The sequence below is a fragment of the Williamsia muralis genome (genome assembly GCF_002735905.1).
Lineage (GTDB): Bacteria > Actinomycetota > Actinomycetes > Mycobacteriales > Mycobacteriaceae > Williamsia > Williamsia muralis_A.
Window position 1 is genome coordinate 1,130,736 of the sequence record NZ_PEBD01000010.1, and the last position, 20,964, is coordinate 1,151,699.

The following is a 20,964-nucleotide window of genomic DNA, read 5'->3' on the forward strand; positions in this document are numbered from 1 at the left end:
AAGTCGACCTACTTGCTTCGGTACCCTACGGGGGTATAGTCGATTGGGACCGACACGAGGAGGGTGAGATGACGCGTACGCAGCGCACTGAACCCGCCGTTGTCGGCTCAACGGCCACTGTGGCGGCGTCAGCGTTTGCAGCGCTACTGGCAGTTCTCCTCATGCACTCGGTGCCCATGGTGCACGCACCGGCGCATGGGGTCGCAGGCGCGCATGCCGCAGTCACCACCCACCACGAGCATGCGGGCCACACAACCATGGCCCCACCGGCGATGGCAGCCGACAGCACCCACTGGACGACGCATACAGCCTTGGCCCTCTGCATGGCGTTGATAACCGTTGCGTCGGTGTTGCTGATCGTGCGTCGGCTTCTGGGACACCAAGGCGCCGACGCCGCACCGCGAATCCATGTTCCTGGCAACGGCAGGTACGCCTCTCGCGCCCCACCCTGGGCCGCGCCCTCCCTCGATAAGTTGTCGATCTTGAGGATCTGATGGACCCCCGCCCGTTTCCCGCGGGTGAGTCCTCGTCACGGCGTGTGTGTTTCGCACGCCGATCCCTATCAACATTCGAAGGAATAACCATGTACGAAATACGTTCTCGCCGAACCGGTTTCGCGCTCGTCGGCATTGCGGCGTCGGCCACCCTGCTTTTTGCGGGGTGCAGTTCTGACAACGGTGACCACGACATGGGCTCGATGTCCCACCAGTCGTCTGCCACATCTGCCACTCCGTCGGCACCGACTTCGGAACAGGCCGCCGCGTTCAACGACGCCGATGTGATGTTTGCGCAGATGATGTACCCCCACCATGCACAAGCCGTGGAGATGGCCCGACTGGTCGAGGGTCGCACCACCACTCCCGAGGTCGTCCAACTCGCTGATGCCATCGAGTCGGCTCAGGGTCCGGAGATGGAACAGCTCGCCCAGTGGTTGAAGCAGTGGGGCCAGCCTGATCCCAGCTCAGAGGGTGGAGATCAAGGCGACATGCATCACGGCGACGACTCCATGAGCGGAATGATGTCGGCGCAAGAGATGAATGACCTGGCGGCCAAGAATGGCACGGAGTTCGACCAGGCCTGGCTGGCGATGATGATCGAACATCACGCCGGCGCCATCGAGATGGCAGACGCCGAGATTTCTGACGGTGAGAACCAGGCCGCCAAGCAACTCGCAACGTCGATTGCGGCGACTCAGCAGCAGGAGATCGACACCATGAAGTCGCTCCAGCGGTCCTGACCGCACACACGAAATCGAAAGATCCAGCACAGGCGCTCCCGCTTCGGCGGGAGCGCCTTTGTTGTTGAGACAACTCCTCGACACATACCCCTGGGGGGTATATATTCGGGACATGGACACGATGCACAATCACTCGGCTCACGCCGAACATCACGCAGCGCATGAGGGAATGGACCATCAGGGTGGTCATGAGGGACACGCGGGGCACTCCGGCCACGGCGATCACGTCGGACAGTTCCGCCGACTGTTCTGGATCATGCTCGCGCTCGCAGTCCCGGTCGTCGGATTTTCGAGCATGTTCGCAATGCTCATCGGCTACGAATTACCCGCCCACGGGTTTGTCGCGTGGATCTCGCCGGTGCTCGGCACAGTCATGTTCGTGTGGGGCGGCCGCCCGTTCCTCAGCGGCGCGGTCGGCGAGATCCGCTCGCGGGCCCCCGGAATGATGCTGCTCATCGCTCTTGCCATCACGGTCGCGTTCGTTGCCTCATGGGGCGCGAGCCTCGATGTGCTGCACCATGATCTGGATTTCTGGTGGGAGCTGGCGCTGCTGATCGTCATCATGCTGCTCGGGCACTGGATCGAGATGCGTTCGCTGGCACAGACCACGTCAGCACTCGACTCGCTGGCCGCACTGTTGCCCGACGAGGCCGAGAAGGTCGACGGTGGCTCCACGGTGCTCGTACCTCCCGCGGAACTCCGTCTCGGCGACGTTGTTCTCGTGCGTCCGGGAGCGAGTGTGCCGGCTGATGGAACGATCATCGACGGGACCGCCGAGGTCGACGAGTCGATGGTGACGGGCGAGTCGCGCACCATCCGCCGGACGGTCGGGGACGCTGTGGTGGCCGGAACCGTCGCCACCGATTCAGCTCTGCGCGTTCGTGTCACGGCCATCGGTGACGACACCGCGCTGGCGGGTATCCAGCGACTGGTGTCCGAGGCGCAGAACTCGTCGTCGCGGGCGCAGCGCCTCGCCGACCGCGCGGCCGCGTGGCTCTTCTGGTACGCGCTCGGTGCCGCAGCCCTCACCGCAATTGTCTGGTCGGTTCTCGGATCCACCGACGACGCGGTGGTGCGCACCATCACCGTGCTGGTGATCGCGTGCCCTCACGCTCTGGGGCTGGCAATACCTCTCGTGGTGGCGATCGCCACCGAGCGCGCGGCGCGTGCAGGCGTATTGGTCAAAGACCGCCTCGCTCTTGAACGCATGCGGTCGGTCGACGCGGTGTTGTTCGACAAGACCGGCACATTGACGCAGGGGGAGCCGACGGTTGTCGCGGTCCACGCACTCGGTACGTCGACCGAGGACCAAGTGCTTGCCCTGGCTGCGGCGGTGGAGTCGGACAGCGAGCATCCGTTGGGCAAAGCGATCGTCGAGGCCGCCAAGGCGCGACAGCTGCAGGTTCCTCCTGCCGAACAGTTCCGGGCGTCGCCGGCCGAAGGGGTGTCGGCGTCAGTGGAAGGGCAGCATGTCCGGGTCGGGGGCCCGCGCATGTTGGAGCGATACCAGCACTCCGAGGTCGAGGCCGCCGAGAAATGGCGTGCCGACGGAGCCACCATCCTGCACGTACTCGTCGACGACGAGGTGGTCGGAGCACTGAAGTTGGCCGACGACATCAGGTCGGAATCGCGGGAAGCCGTTGCGGCACTCCATCGACTCGACATCGAGGTTGTCATGATCACCGGTGACGCCGAAGCGGTGGCCCGGTCGGTGGCGACCGAGCTGGGTATCGACCGCGTGTTCGCCGACGTTCGGCCGGAGGACAAGGCGTCGAAGGTCGAAGAATTGCAGGGCGCCGGACGCACGACCGCCATGGTGGGTGACGGGGTGAACGATGCGCCCGCGCTGGCCCAGGCCGATGTCGGCATCGCCATCGGCGCCGGGACCGACGTCGCGATCGCATCGGCAGGGGTCATCCTGGCCGGGGACGATCCGCGTTCGGTCGTGTCGGTGATCGAGTTGTCCAAGGCGGGCTACCGGAAAATGAAGCAAAACCTCTGGTGGGCAGCGGGATACAACTTGATCTCCGTGCCGCTGGCTGCTGGACTGCTGGCCCCGATCGGGTTCGTGCTGCCGATGTCTGTGGGTGCCATCCTCATGTCGGTGTCGACGGTGGTGGTCGCACTCAACGCGCAGCTCCTGCGTCGGCTGGATCTGCGGCCGGACGCCCGCGATGCCGGGACCAAGGCCGCGAACGCTGGGCAAGGTGGAGCAGACATGGCAACATCGCGCTTGTGACCAGCGACTCCGCCGCAGCGCAGAACCTTCGAGACCTTGCTCTGCTGCGACGCGTTCGCGATCGGATCGACCGCGAGTATGCGGACCCACTGAACGTCGAGGCTCTCGCCCGAGGTGTGAACATGTCGGCTGGTCATCTCAGTCGCCAGTTCAAGCTCGCCTACGGCGAGTCGCCGTACTCCTATCTGATGACCCGGCGGATCGAGCGTGCGAAGGCGCTACTCCAGCGGGGCGATCTGAACGTCACCGAAGTGTGTTTCGCCGTGGGTTGTTCGTCGCTGGGAACGTTCAGCACCCGCTTCACCGAGTTGGTCGGAAAGTCGCCGAGCACCTACCGGAGTGAGGCTGCGGGTGAGACCGCAGGGATGCCGTCCTGCGTCACGAAGAAGGTGGCCAGACCGATCAGGAATCGAGAAGCCAAAGGCGTCACGTCGCAACTAGCGTGATCGCCATGGACATCAACATTCATTCGAGTTTCCTTCCACACACCGACCCGGAGGCTTCCAAGGCCTTCTACCGGGACACCCTCGGCTTCGAGGTCCGCAATGAGGTCGGCTACAACGACATGTACTGGATCACGGTCGGACCGAAGGGGCAGCCCGACGTCAACATCGTGCTGGCACCGCCGGGTGCCGACCCGGGCATCACCGACGATGAGCGGCGCACGATCACCGAGATGATGGCCAAGGGCACGTACGCGAGCCTGCTGCTCGCCACCAAGGACCTGGACGACACGTTCGAGCGTGTGCAGGCAAACGGCACCGAGGTGGTGCAGGAGCCGACGCAACAGCCGTACGGCATCCGGGACTGCGCGATCCGTGACCCGGCAGGCAACATGATCCGCATTCAGGAAGTTTCCTGATCTGACGGCCGGCTCACCCCGCGCTGATCCTCAACCGGCACACCGGGCGGGGGAAACCCAGTACACTGTACGAAACTAGACCGAGTCGGCGCTCTGCCGCGACGTCGCGCCAACAGATGGAGACCGGAGCAGCATGGCCACCACCAAGAACCCGCAACCGCAGGAACCGCACATCGCCGACACCCACGACCTGATCCGCGTGCAGGGTGCCCGGGTGAACAATCTCAAAGACATCAGCGTGGAGATCCCGAAGCGCAGGCTCACGGTGTTCACCGGAGTCTCCGGTTCGGGCAAGAGTTCGCTGGTGTTCAGCACCATCGCTGCCGAGTCGCAGCGCATGATCAACGAGACGTACAGCGCTTTCCTGCAGGGTTTCATGCCCACCTTGGCGCGTCCGGAAGTCGATGTCATGGACGGTCTCACCACCGCCATCATCGTCGACCAGCAGCGGATGGGATCGGACCCGCGGTCGACCGTCGGTACGGCGACCGACGCCAACGCGATGCTTCGAATCCTGTTCAGCCGGCTCGGCAAACCGCACATCGGATCCCCACAAGCCTTCTCGTTCAACGTCGCGTCGATCTCCGGTGCGGGTGCGGTGACGATCGAGCGTGGGGGACGGGAGACCAAGGAGCGGCGGACTTTCAGCATCACCGGTGGCATGTGTCCGCGGTGTGAGGGGCGGGGGGCGGTGTCCGACATCGACCTCACCGCGCTGTACGACGCCGACAAGTCGCTCAACGAAGGCGCCATCACCATTCCCGGGTACAGCATGGAGGGGTGGTACGGCCGAATCTTTCGGGGCTGCGGCTACTTCGACCCCGACAAGCCGATCAGCAAGTTCACCAAGAAGCAGTTGAACGACCTGCTTTACCGGGAACCGACCAAGATCAAGGTCGATGGCATCAACCTGACCTACCAGGGGTTGATTCCGCAGATGCAGAAGTCGTTCCTGTCCAAGGACATCGACGCGCTCCAGCCGCACATCCGAGCATTTGTCGAACGGGCGGTCGCCTTCGCGACGTGTCCGGAATGCGATGGCACGCGGCTGAGTGAAGCGGCCCGCTCGTCGAAGATCAACAAGATCAGCATCGCCGATGCCTGTGCGATGCAGATCAGCGATCTCGCCGAGTGGGTACGTGGACTGGACGAGCCGTCGGTGGCCGGTTTGTTGTCCAACCTGCAGCAGACTCTCGACTCGTTCGTCGAGATCGGGCTGGGCTACCTCTCACTGGACCGTCCCTCAGGCACCTTGTCCGGGGGAGAAGCGCAGCGCACCAAGATGATCCGGCATCTCGGGTCATCGCTGACCGATGTCACGTACGTCTTCGACGAACCGACGATCGGGCTGCACCCGCACGACATCGAGCGCATGAACGGTCTGCTGCTGCGGCTGCGCGACAAGGGCAACACCGTGTTGGTGGTGGAGCACAAGCCGGAGACCATCGCGATCGGCGACCACGTGGTGGATCTCGGTCCGCGCGCCGGCACCGAAGGCGGTCAGGTGATGTTCGAGGGCACTGTGGAGGGATTGCGGGCCAGCGACACCCTGACCGGGCATCACCTCGACGACCGGGCGCAGCTGAAGCCCTCGGTGCGTGAACCGTCGGGCGCTCTGGAGGTACGCGGGGCCGATACTCACAACCTGCAGAAGGTCGACGTCGACATCCCCCTCGGCGTGCTCGTTGTCCTCACCGGGGTCGCCGGATCGGGCAAGAGTTCGCTCATCCAGGGTTCGGTGACCGGTCTCGACGAGGTGATCTCGGTGGACCAGGCCCCGATCAAGGGGTCGCGGCGAAGTAACCCGGCCACGTACACCGGATTGCTCGACCCCATCCGCAAGGCGTTCGCAAAGGAGAACGGGGTCAAGCCGGCGCTCTTCAGCGCCAACTCCGAGGGCGCCTGCCCCACCTGTAACGGCGCGGGCGTCATCTACTCCGACTTGGCGATGATGGCCGGGGTGGCCAGTACCTGCGAGGAGTGCGACGGCAAGCGGTTCCAGGCCGCGGTGCTCGAATACACCTTCGGCGGACGCGACATCAGCGAAGTGCTGGGCATGTCGGTGGCCGAGGCGGAAGCGTTCTTCAGCGATGGTGATGCGAAATTGCCTGCGGCGCACAAGATCCTCGACAGGTTGGCCGACGTGGGGCTGGGCTACATCAAGCTCGGACAACCGCTGACCACGTTGTCCGGCGGTGAACGGCAGCGGATCAAGTTGGCTACCCAGATGGCCGGCAAGGGCGGGATCTATGTGCTCGACGAACCAACTACCGGCCTGCACCTCGCCGACGTCGAGAATCTCCTCGGCCTGCTCGACCGGTTGGTCGAATCGGGGAAATCGGTCATCGTCATCGAGCATCACCAGGCCGTGATGGCACACGCGGACTGGATCATCGATCTCGGGCCGGGGGCCGGTCACGATGGTGGCCGGGTTGTCTTCGAGGGCACACCCGCCGACCTCGTCGCGGCACGGTCCACCCTCACCGGCGAACACCTCGCGGCGTACGTCGGCGCCTGAAACGTGCCGCGAACCCGGACACTCGACTGGGCGTCGGGGGCCGGTTCGCGCGCCGTAACAACGTGTTAGGTGTGTGCGATGATCTGATCAGTCGCACACGGTGTGCTCGCGCTCGATCCCGGCCCGTGGAATCGTTGCCCGCAGGGCCACATGCGCGTCGGAAAGGAATGGGCGGCGCATGGCCGGATTCGTGGACGACCCGCAGATCCTGCGTGCGATCCTCGAGTTGTCTCCCGACCTGATCGTGGTGTCCGAGTTCTCAGGACGGGTGGTCTACGTCAACCCGGCCGGTCGGCGACTGGTCGGATTGGCCGAATCACCGGAACGCGAACTGTTCACGGCAGACTTCTTCACACCGGCGGGCTTGTCGATCTCCGATGAGGTCGAGGACAACCTGAGGTCACGGGGATACTGGCGTGGTCGCAGTGAGTTGCAGCACTTCCACACCCGTGCCCCCATCGCGGTAACAGTCACGACCTTTGTGGTGGAGCGGTCTGACGGCCAGCCGTCGGTGATCGCAACCATCGTCCGTGACCGCCGCCGGGGAGATGAACGTGATCGTCGGCTGCGCGAGGTCGCCGACGCTGCAGCTCAGTTCGGCGCCGAACAGAAGGCCGTCGCCGAGCTGAGCCGGCTCGCGCTGGAGGCCGAACTCCCTCATCTGCTGACCGCTGCGACCGCGGCTGCGGTGACGCTGGTCGGGGTGGAAACCGCCATGGTCACCCGGGTGCGTGAGTCGGACAACACACGTCTGAGCCTCGAGGCGGTCACCGGTCCGCGGGGAGACGGCTTCGACGTGCCCGCGGGCAATCACTCGCTCATGGGCTACACCTTGAGCACCGCCGATGTGGTGGTGTGCTCGGACCGCCTGGCAGAGACCCGCTTTCCCACAGAGGTGATGAAGAGCTACGGCCTGCGTAGTGGTGTCGGCATACCCATTGCCGGCGCCACCGCACCGTGGGGAGCGCTCTCTGTCCACAGTGCCGACGCGCGCAATTATGCCGATCGCGACATCACGTTCCTCCAGACCGTGGCAGATGTGCTCTCCGCGGCCATCCGGCGCATCGAGCTCGACCGTCAGGTGCGCCAGCGCAGCATGCATGACCCTCTCACCGACCTCCCCAATCGCGCTCTGGCCTATGCGTGCATCGACGAAGCCCTTGAACGGGCAGACGCCGCCGATACCCACGTCGCCGTACTGCTCCTGGATGTCGATGACTTCAAACTCATCAACGACAGCCTGGGGCACGAGGCGGGCGATCTCGCCCTCGTCAGGTTCGCCCAGCGACTCAGAACCGCTGTGCGAGAACAGGATGTGGTGGCCCGACTCGGAGGCGACGAGTTCCTGATCCTCTGCGAAGAGGTGCGCGACATCGCCGAGGCGCAGCAGATCGCGCATTCCATCACCGAGCTGCTGGGCGCTCCCTACGCGCACGGCAGTGCGCCGACGCCGTTGAGTGCCAGCATCGGTGTCGCCGTCAGCGAACCGGGCTCCTCCCGGCGGGAATTGATCCACCGGGCCGATCTCGCGATGTACCGGGCAAAGGACATGGGCGCCGGTGGCCATGCGGTCTACGATGATGACGACGTGTACGACGCCGAGCGGATCCGGTCGTTGTCGATCGACCTGCGGTCGGCGCTCGAACGCGGCGACCTCACCTTGCACTATCAGCCACTGGTGGAGATCGAGTCGGGACGGATCGTCGCGGTCGAGGCACTCGCGAGATGGAACCATCCCGTACACGGCCCGGTCAGTCCGGTGGAGTTCGTGGCTGTTGCCGAAAGAACAGGATTGGCAACAGATCTCGGGACGTGGGCGCTGGCCGAGGCGTGTGCGCAGGCAGCCAGGTGGCGAGAGTTCACCACGGTGTCGATCCGGGTCAACGTGAGCGCGCTGCAATTGCGCGACCCGGCCTTTCCGCGGGTGGTCTCACGGGTGCTGGCCGCGACCGGCCTCGAAGCATCCGCACTCGGGCTCGAGATCACCGAGACGGTGTGGGTGTCCGACACCGCAAGGGTGGCAGGCACACTCACCGAGCTACACGACATGGGGGTGTCCCTGTTGCTCGACGACCTCGGCAGGGGCCACAGCTCGATCTACTACCTGGATCGCTATCCGGTGTTCGAGTGCTTCAAGATCGACAAGTCGTTCATCGCAGACCTTCCGGGTGCTCGACCGGAGGCGATCGTGTCCGCGATCGTGGGCCTGGCACGAGCTTTCGACGTCACCGTCGTGGGCGAAGGTGTGGAGACTGCCGAGCAGCTCGAGGCTCTGCGGGCGTGCGGTGCGGATTATGCGCAGGGTTACCACCTCGGCCGGCCCTCGGCCGCGGAGGACGTGACGGCAACGTTGCGGTCAGCGGTCGTGTGACAAGCCGTAGGACTCGACGCCAACAGGAGATGAACTCAGCTCTGCTCGCCCTGCCCAGGAACCGCCCGTGCGTTAGGTTTTCGCGGTACCAGATAACAAGGCGATGGGATCGGTGTGCGAAACAATCTCTTGGCGACAACGATGGCCGCGATGGTCGCGACACTGGGACTGGTCGCGTGTGGCAACGACTCGGCCGATTCGACCGAGAGTGCAACGACCGTGCAATCGGCATCCGGAGCGGAGTCGCCGAGATCCTTTGACTTGCAGGCACATCGCGGCGGACGCGGCGAGTACACCGAGGAATCGCTGCATGCGTTCGACCAGGCCCTGTCCCTCGGGGTCAGCACCCTCGAGTTGGACATCGTGCTGACCAAGGACAACCAGCCGCTCATCTGGCACGATCCGAAAATAGACGAGACCAAATGCGCGGACACCGCGGCGGCGACACCGGGCGATCCGCAGTTCCCGTACGTCGGCGACCTCGTCCACGACCTGACCCTCGCGCAGATACGAACTCTCAACTGCGACAAGGTGCTCGCCGGCTACCCGGAAGCGCAGCCGGTGGCCGGAAACAAGATCGCGGTTCTGCCGGAACTGTTCACCCTCGTCGAGACACGGGGCGCCGATGCGGTGCGGTTCAACATCGAGACCAAGATCGAGGCGGAGAAACGCACAGACTCGGCGACACCGGAGGAGTTCGTCGGTGTCACCTTGGCGGCGGTGAAAGAGGCAGGCATGGTTGGCCGGGTCAGCATTCAGAGCTTCGACTGGCGCACACTGCCGCTGGTGCACGACGCCGAGCCGAGCATTCCGTTGGTGGCGCTCTGGGATGAGACCACATGGAAGAAGGATTCTCAGTGGCTCGGCCCGGTTGACTTCGACGCGGTGGGCGGCGATGTGATCAAAGGGGCTTCATCGATCGACGGTGTGACGGTGTTGTCGCCCGGTTATGTGAACCCGTACCCCGACGGACAGGTACCGCCCGCGGGTTACACGCTGGTGGCCGACGAGGACTTCGTGTCCCGAGCGCATGAGTCCGGGCTGGCCGTGATCCCTTGGACCATCAACGATCCCGCCGTGATGGAGGCGCAGATCGAAGCGGGTGCAGACGGCATCATCACCGATTACCCCACTCGCCTGCGAGAGGTCATGGCCACCCGGGGGATGACTTTGCCTTCGCCCGCGTAGTTCTCTGGCGGTTGTCCTATGCGTTGTCGAGTGACGTCGACAGCCCGGCAAGTCCACTGCCGACCGAGTTCCCCGCCTTGGTGGCCGTGACCGTCCCGAACTCGACCGGCGCATCGACGGTCGCGCCCGCGTAGGCGAAGATGCCATAGATCCCGGCGGCGGCCTCCGCTGGAACCGTGTACGTGACCGTCTGCTCCATCGTTTGTCCGGGTTTGAGGTCCACCGGAATCGGAGCGAGAACGTTTGTGCCGGTTGCGCTGCCGGGTTGCACCACATCCACCCACACCTGCCCGACATAGGGTGCGTCGGCGGGTGCGGAAACCATCAGCTTCGCGTTCAGGGGACCACCGCCCTCGGGCAGTTCGGTCGGTGTCTCCGGGGAGAGTCGGACCTGCACCGGCAGCTTGGTCTGCGGAGAGGCCGGCCCCGTGGATGCGGGCGAGCCGTCGCCGACTTCCGGCCAGCCGTTGGCCCACACGATGCGGTCGATCATCCCTTCACGTCGCTGGGCGCCACTGGGCAACTCGAGATCATCGCGTGGAACGGCGTGATACACAATCCAATCCGCTCCTGCGTCGTCGGTGACAACGGTGTTGTGGCCGGGGCCGGCCCATGCCTGACTGCCCGCCAGGATGAGCGCGCCACCGCCGGCGTTCAGGTCGTCGCCCTTGCGGTCGAGGTACGGTCCGGTGAGTGACTGCGAACGGCCGGCAAGAACTCGGTATGCGGTGTCGGCGCCGTTGCAGCAGTTGCCCGCCGAGACGAACAGGTAGTAGTAGCCGTCGCGGAAGATGACCTCGGGGCCTTCGAACCGGTCGTCGGCCACCCGTACCGGGGCACCGGCCGGAGCATTTCCCTCCGGGTTGAGTGGTATCGCGTACACGCCGTGGAAGTTGCCGACGAACATGGTCTTCGTCTTTCCGTCGTCCCAGAGGAACGGATCGATGGTGCCCCCGACGCCGACGTCCTGCGCGCAGAACACCGGATGGCCCAGATCGGTCCACGGTCCTGTCGGACCCGGTGCGGTTGCCAGGCCGATGCAGGGGTTCTTCTCGTCGTAGAGCGCGTAGTACAGCGAAAAAGTGCCGTTCGACTCCGAGATGTCGGGGGCCCAGGCGAGTCTGCCGGGTGGATGCCAGCCGGGCGCCTCGTCGAACACATCGCCGACGTACTTCCAGTCCACCAGGTCGAACGAGGTGAACACGGTCATGTTGTGCTCGCCCTGGCCATCGCCCCAGTCGTCGGCGGTGGCGTACATGTAATACCGGCCGTCTTGCGCGCGGATCACGGTCGGGTCGGCCGCCACCGGCTGCACGATCGACTGCGCCGTCGCGGACGGTACCGGCGCGAGCATCACGACGATCAGAGCCAGGAGAGCGGGAACCGCGATACGGCAGGCGTTGGCCCAACGGCGTCCGACTGCCTGCCTCGTGCTCGAATCGATCGGTTCAGCGGCCGGAGCCCCCCACGCGTGCATGTCGCTCCTCGCCACAACTCACCATTCAGGTCGCGGCAAACATATCCAGCTCAAGTTGAGGTTGAGACTTCAGCCACGCTGCGACATCGTGCTGTGACGAAACCGTGTTCGGCCGGTTATGCGCACAGCGCGGCGAAGTCAGACGAACTGCAGGGTCTCGATGATCAACCGGGTGGCAGCGCGGCCCTCAGGGGTCGGTGTCAGCGGGTAGATGTGCAATCCGGAGGGGCAGGTGTTGAGCTCCACATCCGAACCCGCCGCGCTCGCTTGCTCGTGGAACCGCAGGGCATCCGGGTACAACATGTCGTGCGTGCCGATGTGCACCGTCGTCGGGGCGAGCCCGCCGAGGTCCCCGTACATCGGACTGACCTCCGGGTGCGTCAGTGGTTTGTCGGGAGCCCACACCCGTGCTGCCATGTCCAACGTCGACCGGTTGAGCCATGGGTCATGACGCTCGACGCGAGCGATGTCGGGGTTGCTGAGGGAGAGGTCGAGCCAGGGCGAGATGAGAATCAGGCGCCCGGGCGGGCGCAGGTTCAGGTCGCGCGCGGTCTGTGCCATCAGAAGCGCCAGGCCGCCGCCGGCGGAATCCCCGACCAGTGCGATGGGCGACCCGGGGTGTTCGGTCACCAGTCGCTGATACACCGCGGTGATGAACGGAAGGGCGTCCCGATGGTCGTAGCGGGGAGCAAGCCCGTACATCGGCACCTCGACCCGCATGCCGGCGTCGGCCAGCTGCGCGATGAAAGCCCAATGCTGGGCACTGATCTCGCTGACATACGCGCCGCCGTAGAAGTACAGCACCGTGGTCTGGGGGCGGATGCGACGCGGGGTGACGCTGTAACTCCGGAAGCCGCCGATCGAGCGGCGTTTGACGATGTGCGAGGTGTACATCGATTCCGGGGGCGACACGACCTTCTTGGGCCGGTAGATCTGTCGGCGTGCGCGCTCCGCGGTGCTGGTGAGGGACAACCCGTTCAGCCTCAGCATCGTCGACAGTGCTTTCATCTGAATACTCATCTGTGTCGAGATTAGACCGTGGACCTGTGTTCAACCTGCAGCAACGTGTGAGATTTTGCTGATGATCCGGCGAGACCTATCTCACGGTCGGGTGGGTCGTGGAATCGGCACCTGGCCTCGGCGGTTGATGTGTGGCGTGACCACACCAGCACTCTTCACGCCTATGACCCTGCGCGATCTGACCATCGCGAACCGCGCCTGGCTAGCACCGATGTGCCAGTACAGCTGCTTTGCCGAAGACGGCGTGCCCACGGACTGGCACCTGGTTCATCTCGGCGCCCGGGCCACCGGCGGGTTCGGCCTGATTCTCACCGAAGCTGCCGCAGTCACCCCCGACGGGCGGATCAGCCCCCAGGACGCCGGTATCTGGAACGACGAACAGGCGGCAGGATGGCGTCGGATCGTGGACTTCGTGCACGAGCAGGGTTCGGCGATCGGCGTCCAACTGGCGCACGCAGGCCGCAAGGCTTCGACGTACGCCCCGATGGCCGACGCCGAGGGCAGCATCGCCGACGCAGACGGAGGCTGGGTGACCAGCGCCCCGTCTGCTGTTGTATTCGAGGGCTACGCCACGCCGTCGGCGCTGACCCGCGATGGCATCGCGCGCGTAGTCGATGCGTTTGCCGCCGCGGCGTCCCGGGCACATGAGGCCGGCTTCGACGTCGTCGAGATCCATGCTGCTCACGGGTACCTGCTCCACGAGTTCTTCTCGCCGTTGTCGAACATCCGCGAGGACGAGTACGGCGGCGATTTCGAAGGCCGCACCCGGATCTTGCTCGAGGTCGTCGAAGCCGTCCGTCGCGTGTGGCCTGACCGGAAGCCCCTGTTCGTGCGGCTCTCGGCGACCGACTGGACAGAGGGTGGGTGGACGGTGGACGACAGCGCTCGGCTGGCCGCAGTCGTCAAATCGCTGGGAGTCGACCTGATCGACGTCTCCAGTGGCGGGAATGTCCTGGCAGACATTCCGGTGGGCCCCGGCTACCAGGTCGACTTCGCCAAGGCCATTCTCGAGCAGTCGGGTGTTCCCACTGCGGCGGTCGGCCTGATCACCGAGCCGGGGCAGGCGGAGAAGATCCTCGCGGCAGAGTCTGCACACGCTGTACTGCTGGCACGAGCTGGTCTCCGTGAGCCGGCGTGGCCGCTGCGCGCGGCGCACGAATTGGGTCTGACCTGGCGAGAGGCCCCATACCCGCCGCAGTACACGCGGGGCGCCTGGCGCTGATCGATCCCGGGTTGCGCCCGCACGCGATATCCCGACAATCGAGTAGGTGTCCCCGGATCTTTTGAGCCGCCCCGTCGATCGGTTCGAACGACGGCTACGACGAGTGTCGGCGTTCTGCGTGGTGGTTGCCTGCATGCTGTCCGTGCTCACGGGAGTTCTGGTGTGGGACATGGCCGAACGGTCGCCGGTCGCCGAGCCGGTGGCGGCTGTGCGAGCGGTGACCGACGAGGCGGCCATGCCCGCCACCGCCCAGACGATCGGTACCCCGGCGGTGGCGGTCCGGGCGCACTGGGAGTGGGAGTCGCAACGACGCGACGGTGTGATCGCGGTGCCGGCAGGTACGCCCGCGGGCCGCAGCCGCGACATCCCCGTCGACGAGAACGGCGACTGGGCACCGGCCGGTGCTGCCTTCGGGGGACCGATCCCACGAGTGGGACCGGCGGTGCTACTGGCGATGCTGGTGGGCGTAGGCGGAATCGTTGTGATTCGGCAGGCGACCCGCAGAGCGGTCGAACAGCGACACGACCGATATTGGACCGAACAACTCGCCCGCTTCTTCGCCACCCGACCGGACTGACGGATCAGCAGCAGCGGCCCTGCGGATTCCGGTCCTGATCGCGGTACCGGGTACGCCAGTAATCGCGCTCGGTCATCGGGACATCGGCCGGGTGGTGGGCCCGGTGATGGGCGAGGTAGCGCTGGTAATCGCTGTCACCCATCATCGCTCCCACGTACCAGCGCACCGCGTCTGAGCCGCGGCGGAGTACGTCCATCACGGAGCCGGCCTCGCTCCCTTGCTCGTACCGTGCCCGTTCGGATCACCCGTCGCAGACGCCGTTGAGACCCTGTCGGTTTTCTCGAACTCGGCCCATTCCTGCTCGATCTGCTTCTCGGTGGGTGTGGCGATCAGGCCGCGGGGGGCAAACCTCTTCGACTCCACAGGGGTGTCCTCCGTGGTGGGCAGTCCTCCTGCCCGAATCGCCTTGACGCACACAAACGCTGCCGCGATGACGACGATCAGCACCAGTACCGCGAACACGATGGACAATGTGCCCTGGATGAAGGTGTTCCGGATGACGGCGTCGATCTCGCCGACGTTCTTGGCGGTCTTGAAAGCGGTCTCCCCGCGATCCTTCGCGTTCTGGAAATCGCTGTGCTGCTGCCAGTACCCGATGGCGGGATTGCTCGAGAAGATCTTCTGCCATGAGGCGCTCATCGTGACGATCAGGTCCCACGCCAGTGGGATGCCGGGAATCCACGCCCACTTGAACAGCCCGCGCTTGAGGACGATCACCAGCACGATCGTCAGTGCGATGGCCGCGAGCAACTGATTGGCGATACCGAACAGCGGGAACAGGGTGTTGATGCCGCCGAGCGGGTCGGTGACACCCATCAACAAGATCGAGCCCCACGCCGCGACGACGATGAAGGTGCAGAGCCACGCGCCCGGTCGCCACGACGGATCCTTGAATCGCTTGCCGCCCTTCACATTGCTCAGCCCGTCCGAGAGCATGAACCGGGCCACGCGCGTTCCGGCGTCGACGGTGGTGAGGATGAACAGGGCCTCGAACATGATCGCGAAGTGGTACCAGAAGGAACGCAACGACTCCCCGCCGAATGCGCGCTGCATGGTGTCGGCCATACCCATCGCCAACGTGGGTGCCCCGCCTGTTCTGGAGATCACCGAACTCTCGCCCACAGCCTTCGCGTCCTGCTCGAATTGTGCGGCCGTGGCAGGATCCCCGGGAAGATTGAGGCCGTTCACGTAGTCAGCTGCACCCTGCGGAGTCCCGTCGGTCAGTGCCTTCGGCGCGTTCATCGCGAAGTACAGATGCTGGTTCAGGATGCAGGCGGTGATCAGGGCCATGATGGCAACGAAGGATTCGGTCAGCATGCCGCCGTATCCGATGATGCGTGCCTGGCTCTCCTTCTCCAGCAACTTCGGCGTGGTACCCGAGGCGATCAACGAGTGGAAGCCCGACAGTGCGCCGCAGGCAATGGTGATGAACAGGAAGGGGAACAGCGAACCGGCGAAGGCCGGACCCTGGCCGTTGTGTGCGAACTCGCTGACCGCCGGGGCCTGCATCACCGGTCGTGCGATCACGATGCCCACCGCGAGCAGCACGATGGTGCCGATTTTCATGAAGGTGGACAAGTAGTCGCGCGGCGCGAGCAACAGCCACACCGGTAGCACCGCTGCGGCGAACCCGTAGATGACGATGGCCCAGCTCAGGAACACGGGCGAGAGGCTGAACAAGTCTGCGCCCCAGCTCGACTCGCCGACCCATCGGCCGGAGATGATCGCGAGCATCAGCAGCACGAAACCGATCAGCGACACTTCTGACACCCGGCCGGGACGCAGGAACCGCAGGTACAAACCCATGAACAAGGCGATGGGGATGGTCATCGCGATCGAGAACACACCCCACGGGCTCTCGGCGAGCGCGTTGACCACAACGAGTGCCAGGACCGCGATCAGGATGATCATGATGACGAATACGGCGATCATCGCCGCGAATCCGCCGATGTCACCGAGTTCGTCGCGGGCCATCTGGCCGAGGCTGCGGCCGCGGCGCCGCGTGGAGATCGACAGCACCAGGTAGTCCTGGACGCAGCCGGCGAACACTGCGCCGATGATGATCCAGATCGTTCCGGGCAGGTAGCCCATCTGCGCCGCGAGGACGGGGCCGACCAGTGGCCCAGCGCCGGCGATGGCTGCGAAGTGATGCCCGAACAACACCCGCCGGTCGGTGGGCATGTAGTCCTGGGCGTTGTCGAGGACCTCGGCCGGGGTGGCGTGATCGTCGCGGGGCCGAACGACTTTCATCTCGATGAGGCGCGCGTAGAAGCGGTAGCCGATCACGTATGTGCACAGTGCCGCGATGACAAACCAGATCGCATTGACCGTCTCTCCGCGGACGAAGGCGATGATCGCCCAGGCGCACGCCCCGATGATCGCAATGATCGCGAACATGATGCGTTTGCCGACGGTCATCGGACTTCGGTCGACGATGGCGACGGGCGGAAGATCGGGGTCGGTGCGGATGAGATCGATGTGGGGATCTCGGTCGCGTTCTGCAGTGGCGGTCACCGTGGCTCCTGTGCGTTGTGGGCGGTAGGAGGATTCACGCCTGCTGTCTGCCGCAAGCGCTGGATCCGGCGCCACCCTGACCCATGGGTTCAAGGACCAGTGTGGCGCCGGTCACTCTACGCCCGGCAAGGAACAGTGATTTTCAGACCCCTTTTCCGTTCCGAACGACCTTACTCACCGGTTGATGGTGCTCTTTCCCAGCGCGAGCCCACCGAACGCGATGACCAGCCAGACCCCGCTCACCACACCCGGGAATCCGGGCAGCCCGAATGCGCCGACGGTGACGATGACGGGGAGTATCGCCAGCGCGCTGACCACCCCGATCCAGCGAGAGACCAGACGCTCGCCGAATGCCATCCAGGCGACGGCGCCCGCAGCGACCGTGACGCCGAGGTATCCGATGAACGAGCCGAAGTCGTTGAGAACGTAGAGCACGTACAGTCCCGCCTTGTCGAAGGCGTCGTCCTCGGAGCCGCCGTTGTACAGACCCATCGCGCCTTTCCAGCCGTAACCCAGGGAGAGGGCACCCGCCGATGCGGTGAAGCCGAGAGGGACAACGCGCGCTGCGGTGCTCGACGGGGTCCGGGGTTCGACGTGTCGCTTCCACGCGGCGGCCAGCACCAGGAGCAGGGCAACAGTGAGGTAGCCGGTGATGATCGATGCGTGGGCTTTACCGCTACTGACATCGTCGACAATGTCCGCGTTGTAGGGCGTGTTCTCGTCCCACTCGGGATGAAGATCGAAGGCCAGAGTGGCTGCCAATGCGCCGATTCCGGCAGCCACGCCCAACCACGGCCAGCGTCCCCTCGTCGCTGTCTCCGTGGTGTCGGCCAATGCCTGTGTCGTGGGTGTGGTCATCGTTTTTCTCCTTCTTCTCGGGGTGCGGGCCGATTCCGTCCGCGTTGTCGGTGGAACTGTCGGGAATGGGCATGACAGAACTGTCTGGGGGGACGTGTCCCGGCCGACAGGGACGCCGGTCCCTGGTTGCCGGGAAGTTCGCGTCTGCAGCGGTTTTCTGCGAATCGGCGTGCCACGATGACCTGGTGAGAGCTACTGCCCACGGTCTCGTCGACAAGATCGGTGATTCCGCGCTTCGCCGGATCGCGCTGGTGCTGGGGGTCGGCGCGGTGACGTGCATCGTGGGCGCGCTTGTGCTCCACCATGAACTCACCGAACGTGTGACTGCCGAGCCGATGTTCGCGAGTGATCTCGTGCTCGGTTCGGTATGGCCTGTGGCGGGTGTTGTGCTGCTGTGGCACCAGCCGCGAAATCGCTGCGGCTGGCTGTTGGTGTCGACAGGGTTGATCAGTGTCTACCTGATCCTCGGGCAGTACAGCGTCTGGAATGCGAAAGTCTCGCCGCTGCCGGGTTCGGCGGTGGCCGACTGGATTTCGATGTTCGGCTTCGGCGTCTACTTCGTTGTGCTCCCGCTGCTCACACTGATGTTCCCCGACGGCGGATTCGGGTCGCGGCCCGAGAAGATCTTGGCGATGTCCGCGCTCTCGGCCGCGATGGCGGCCGTCGGCGCGCGAATGGTGGTTCCAGGTCGTGCTGATGTCGACGCGGCTGTGCAGAACCCCATCGGTATCGAGGTGCTGGAGCCGCTGAACTACGTGACGTTGGTGAGTTCCTTTTATTGCCTGGCGGCGGCGACGCCGCTCGCGGTGGTCGCGCTGGTGTTGCGGACACGACGCGCGGTCGGGGTGCAGCGGGCGCAGTTGCAGTGGTTCATGGTCGGCGGCATCGTCATGGCGTGCGCGCTCATCTTGGCGCTCCTTCTCGGCGAGACCGGGCCAGGCAACGCGGCGTTTGTCATCGCGCTGCTGGCGCCCCCGGTGGCGGTCGTGTCGGCAACCCTGCGTTTTCGTCTGGTCGACGCCGAGTTCGCTCTGAGTCGTTCGATCGTGCTGGTCCTCGTGGTCGCTCTGGTGGCCGCGGGCGGCGGCCTGATGCTGTGGCGGCTGGATCCAGAATTGGCGGGATCGCGGGCCGGAATCGCCCTTGTGGTGGTGCTTGTGCTGGGAGCGTTTGCCGTCCGCGCCGTGCTGCAACGGGTCATCGACAACTGGTGGTTCCCGCAACTGCGCGGCAGCCGCACCCTTGCGCCGCGGATCTCCGAGGCGGTGACGCTGTCGTCGGAGCCGCGAGCAGCGCTGACCGACTTGATCTCGGCATTGCGCACGGAGTTGCGTATGCCGTACGTGGCCTTCGACGGTGTGGTGCGGGCCGAACATGGGATTCGGCCTGCCCACGTGGTCACCATCGACGCAATTGCGCTGGGACGCAGAGTCGGTCAGCTCGAGGTCGCACCGCGGCGCGTCGGTGAGGGGTTCAGCGCTGAAGAACGCCGACTCCTCGAACAGGTCGCGGCACACGCGGCGATGATGGCTTATGCCACGTCGCTGGTGGCCGAGACCGAGCACTCGCGTGCCCGTATCGTCGCGGCCCGGGAAGAGGAACGACGACGGCTGCGCAATGATCTGCACGACGGGGTGGGCCCGGGTCTTGCAGGGATTGCCCTGCAGATGGATGCACTGGCTGCCGAACTCCGCCGAAAGGGTGATGATGCCCATGCGGACAAGGCCGATGGGATCCGGGATCGGGTCCGCGAAGCCGTGGTCCAGGTACGTGCGGTGTCTCGTGGTCTGCGGCCGCCGGTCCTCGATCAGCTGGGACTGGCACAGGCGCTGCGTCAACTCGTGGACGGTCTCGGTGCCATCGAAGGTGTTGTGCAGCTTGATGATATGGGTGAACTGCCTGCAGCAGCGGAGGTCGCCACCTACACCATCGCCGCCGAGGCGGTCACCAACGTGGTGCACCACAGTGCGGCGTCACGGGTGAGGATCGACGTGGAATGCGACGATGAGAACCTCGAACTCCGGGTGAGCGACAACGGCCGAGGAATGCCCGGCCGGCCGACACCTGGCGTGGGCTTGATGAGCATGCGGCAGCGTGCCGCCGAAGTGGGTGGCCGCGTGGAACACCTTGCCGCCCAAGGGGGAGGGACAGTGGTGCGGTTGGTGGTGCCCGTCGTGTCCGCGGCTGTCCCGAGAGAGGCTGTGCGTCAATGACATCGGTGCTCGTGGTAGACGACCATGCGCTTTTTCGCGCAGGCATGCTCGCGGTGCTGTCGGCGATGGACGACGTCGAGGTCGTCGGGGAAGCCGCCGACGGCGAGTCGGCGCTCCGGGCTGTCGAAGAACTACGGCCGCAGGTGGTGCTCATGGACTTGCGGATGCCGGGTATCGGTGGACTCGCGGCCACGGCGCGGGTGGTGGACAGATATCCGGACGTCGCAGTGGTGGTCCTGACGATGAGCGAGGACCCGGATTCGGTCTTCGCGGCTCTGCGGGCCGGCGCCCGAGGCTATTTGCTCAAGGAAGCCGAAGCCGGTGATGTGCACCGCACGATTGCGGCGGTCGCCAGGGGGGAGGCCGTCTTCGGACCCCGCGTCGCCGAACAGGTGGTCGGGTTCTTCTCGGCGATGGCCCCGAACAGTGCTGGACCCCAAGCTTTTCCGGAGCTGACGAGCCGCGAGCGCGAAGTCCTGGAACTGATGGCACGGGGTTTGGACAACGCTGCCATCGCCCGCCGGTTGTTCTTGTCCGAGAAAACCGTTCGCAACCGGGTCAGTGAGATCCTGGCCAAGATGCGTGCTCGGACGAGGGCGGAGGCGGTGGCCAGGGCGAGGGACGCAGGTGTGGGAGGGCAGCCCGCCTGACGCGACTCACTCTGCATA

The 20,964-nt window shown here is 65.2% G+C and carries 17 protein-coding genes; 12 read left to right on the forward strand and 5 right to left on the reverse strand.

The window, feature by feature from the left end:
- The first annotated feature begins 68 nt into the window (after positions 1 to 68).
- The 8 genes from CSW57_RS18785 (at position 69) to CSW57_RS18820 (ending at position 10,415) form a co-directional block, all read left to right on the forward strand.
- Positions 69 to 494, forward strand: coding sequence for a DUF6153 family protein (locus CSW57_RS18785; protein WP_099384082.1), 426 nt, complete (start codon positions 69 to 71; stop codon positions 492 to 494).
- Positions 495 to 583: 89 nt separating this feature from the next.
- A complete protein-coding gene (locus CSW57_RS18790) occupies positions 584 to 1,237 on the forward strand; it encodes a DUF305 domain-containing protein (RefSeq protein ID WP_099384083.1) in 654 nt (217 codons plus the stop codon).
- Between the two features lie 112 nt (positions 1,238 to 1,349).
- Entirely contained in the window at positions 1,350 to 3,476 is a 2,127-nt protein-coding gene (locus tag CSW57_RS18795) for a heavy metal translocating P-type ATPase (RefSeq protein WP_370623984.1), read from the forward strand.
- Positions 3,473 to 3,922: a helix-turn-helix transcriptional regulator gene (locus tag CSW57_RS18800; RefSeq protein WP_099384084.1), complete on the forward strand. Its 450-nt coding sequence runs from the start codon at positions 3,473 to 3,475 to the stop codon at positions 3,920 to 3,922. Before CSW57_RS18795 ends, CSW57_RS18800 begins: the two co-directional genes overlap by 4 nt.
- 5 nt (positions 3,923 to 3,927) lie before the next feature.
- On the forward strand, positions 3,928 to 4,338 hold the full coding sequence (locus CSW57_RS18805) for a VOC family protein (RefSeq protein ID WP_189339319.1): 411 nt from the start codon (positions 3,928 to 3,930) through the stop codon (positions 4,336 to 4,338).
- Between the two features lie 133 nt (positions 4,339 to 4,471).
- Positions 4,472 to 6,856, forward strand: coding sequence for an ATP-binding cassette domain-containing protein (locus CSW57_RS18810; protein ID WP_099384086.1), 2,385 nt, complete (start codon positions 4,472 to 4,474; stop codon positions 6,854 to 6,856).
- A gap of 178 nt (positions 6,857 to 7,034) precedes the next feature.
- Positions 7,035 to 9,227 carry a sensor domain-containing protein gene (locus CSW57_RS18815; protein ID WP_099384087.1) on the forward strand — a complete coding sequence of 731 codons (2,193 nt, stop codon included), beginning with the start codon at positions 7,035 to 7,037 and terminating at the stop codon, positions 9,225 to 9,227.
- A 129-nt stretch (positions 9,228 to 9,356) separates the two neighbouring features.
- Positions 9,357 to 10,415 (forward strand): glycerophosphodiester phosphodiesterase family protein, encoded by a 1,059-nt coding sequence (locus CSW57_RS18820; protein ID WP_370624011.1) that lies wholly within the window; start codon positions 9,357 to 9,359, stop codon positions 10,413 to 10,415.
- 16 nt (positions 10,416 to 10,431) lie between these two features.
- Here CSW57_RS18820 and CSW57_RS18825 read toward each other — a convergent pair whose 3' ends face one another.
- Positions 10,432 to 11,892: a family 43 glycosylhydrolase gene (locus CSW57_RS18825; protein ID WP_099384088.1), complete on the reverse strand. Its 1,461-nt coding sequence runs from the start codon at positions 11,890 to 11,892 to the stop codon at positions 10,432 to 10,434.
- Positions 11,893 to 12,030: 138 nt separating this feature from the next.
- A complete protein-coding gene (locus CSW57_RS18830; RefSeq protein ID WP_099384089.1) occupies positions 12,031 to 12,912 on the reverse strand; it encodes an alpha/beta hydrolase fold domain-containing protein in 882 nt (293 codons plus the stop codon).
- A 136-nt stretch (positions 12,913 to 13,048) separates the two neighbouring features.
- Between CSW57_RS18830 and CSW57_RS18835 the strand changes: the two genes are divergently transcribed.
- Together CSW57_RS18835 and CSW57_RS18840 are read left to right on the forward strand one after the other, a co-directional pair.
- Positions 13,049 to 14,134: an NADH:flavin oxidoreductase/NADH oxidase gene (locus tag CSW57_RS18835; RefSeq protein WP_099384090.1), complete on the forward strand. Its 1,086-nt coding sequence runs from the start codon at positions 13,049 to 13,051 to the stop codon at positions 14,132 to 14,134.
- Between the two features lie 46 nt (positions 14,135 to 14,180).
- Positions 14,181 to 14,711, forward strand: a complete 531-nt coding sequence (locus CSW57_RS18840) for a hypothetical protein (RefSeq protein ID WP_143696581.1) — start codon at positions 14,181 to 14,183, stop codon at positions 14,709 to 14,711.
- Positions 14,712 to 14,715: 4 nt separating this feature from the next.
- On the opposite strand, the gene CSW57_RS18845 is transcribed toward CSW57_RS18840, so the two are convergent.
- From CSW57_RS18845 to CSW57_RS18855, 3 genes are all read right to left on the reverse strand, one after another.
- Positions 14,716 to 14,907, reverse strand: coding sequence for a YbdD/YjiX family protein (locus tag CSW57_RS18845; RefSeq protein ID WP_062800843.1), 192 nt, complete (start codon positions 14,905 to 14,907; stop codon positions 14,716 to 14,718).
- Positions 14,907 to 17,225, reverse strand: coding sequence for a carbon starvation CstA family protein (locus CSW57_RS18850; RefSeq protein WP_099384092.1), 2,319 nt, complete (start codon positions 17,223 to 17,225; stop codon positions 14,907 to 14,909). Before CSW57_RS18850 ends, CSW57_RS18845 begins: the two co-directional genes overlap by 1 nt.
- 174 nt (positions 17,226 to 17,399) lie before the next feature.
- A complete protein-coding gene (locus tag CSW57_RS18855) occupies positions 17,400 to 18,083 on the reverse strand; it encodes a hypothetical protein (RefSeq protein WP_223249343.1) in 684 nt (227 codons plus the stop codon).
- A gap of 185 nt (positions 18,084 to 18,268) precedes the next feature.
- Here CSW57_RS18855 and CSW57_RS18860 point away from each other — a divergent pair, with 185 nt between their 5' ends.
- Both CSW57_RS18860 and CSW57_RS18865 read left to right on the forward strand, forming a co-directional pair.
- Positions 18,269 to 20,296: a sensor histidine kinase gene (locus tag CSW57_RS18860; RefSeq protein ID WP_189339320.1), complete on the forward strand. Its 2,028-nt coding sequence runs from the start codon at positions 18,269 to 18,271 to the stop codon at positions 20,294 to 20,296.
- Positions 20,293 to 20,946: a response regulator gene (locus CSW57_RS18865; protein WP_030164214.1), complete on the forward strand. Its 654-nt coding sequence runs from the start codon at positions 20,293 to 20,295 to the stop codon at positions 20,944 to 20,946. The genes CSW57_RS18860 and CSW57_RS18865 overlap by 4 nt, the downstream gene beginning before the upstream one ends.
- The last annotated feature ends 18 nt before the right edge of the window (positions 20,947 to 20,964 follow it).

Bases quoted from the DNA above. Each gene is read 5' to 3' on its own strand.
- CSW57_RS18785 (WP_099384082.1), top strand. From the start codon at position 69: ATGACGCGTACGCAGCGCACTGAACCCGCCGTTGTCGGCTCAACGGCC.
- CSW57_RS18790 (WP_099384083.1), top strand. From the start codon at position 584: ATGTACGAAATACGTTCTCGCCGAACCGGTTTCGCGCTCGTCGGCATT.
- CSW57_RS18795 (WP_370623984.1), top strand. From the start codon at position 1,350: ATGGACACGATGCACAATCACTCGGCTCACGCCGAACATCACGCAGCG.
- CSW57_RS18805 (WP_189339319.1), top strand. From the start codon at position 3,928: ATGGACATCAACATTCATTCGAGTTTCCTTCCACACACCGACCCGGAG.
- CSW57_RS18810 (WP_099384086.1), top strand. From the start codon at position 4,472: ATGGCCACCACCAAGAACCCGCAACCGCAGGAACCGCACATCGCCGAC.
- CSW57_RS18815 (WP_099384087.1), top strand. From the start codon at position 7,035: ATGGCCGGATTCGTGGACGACCCGCAGATCCTGCGTGCGATCCTCGAG.
- CSW57_RS18825 (WP_099384088.1), bottom strand. From the start codon at position 11,892: ATGCACGCGTGGGGGGCTCCGGCCGCTGAACCGATCGATTCGAGCACG.
- CSW57_RS18830 (WP_099384089.1), bottom strand. From the start codon at position 12,912: ATGAGTATTCAGATGAAAGCACTGTCGACGATGCTGAGGCTGAACGGG.
- CSW57_RS18845 (WP_062800843.1), bottom strand. From the start codon at position 14,907: ATGGACGTACTCCGCCGCGGCTCAGACGCGGTGCGCTGGTACGTGGGA.
- CSW57_RS18855 (WP_223249343.1), bottom strand. From the start codon at position 18,083: ATGACCACACCCACGACACAGGCATTGGCCGACACCACGGAGACAGCG.
- CSW57_RS18865 (WP_030164214.1), top strand. From the start codon at position 20,293: ATGACATCGGTGCTCGTGGTAGACGACCATGCGCTTTTTCGCGCAGGC.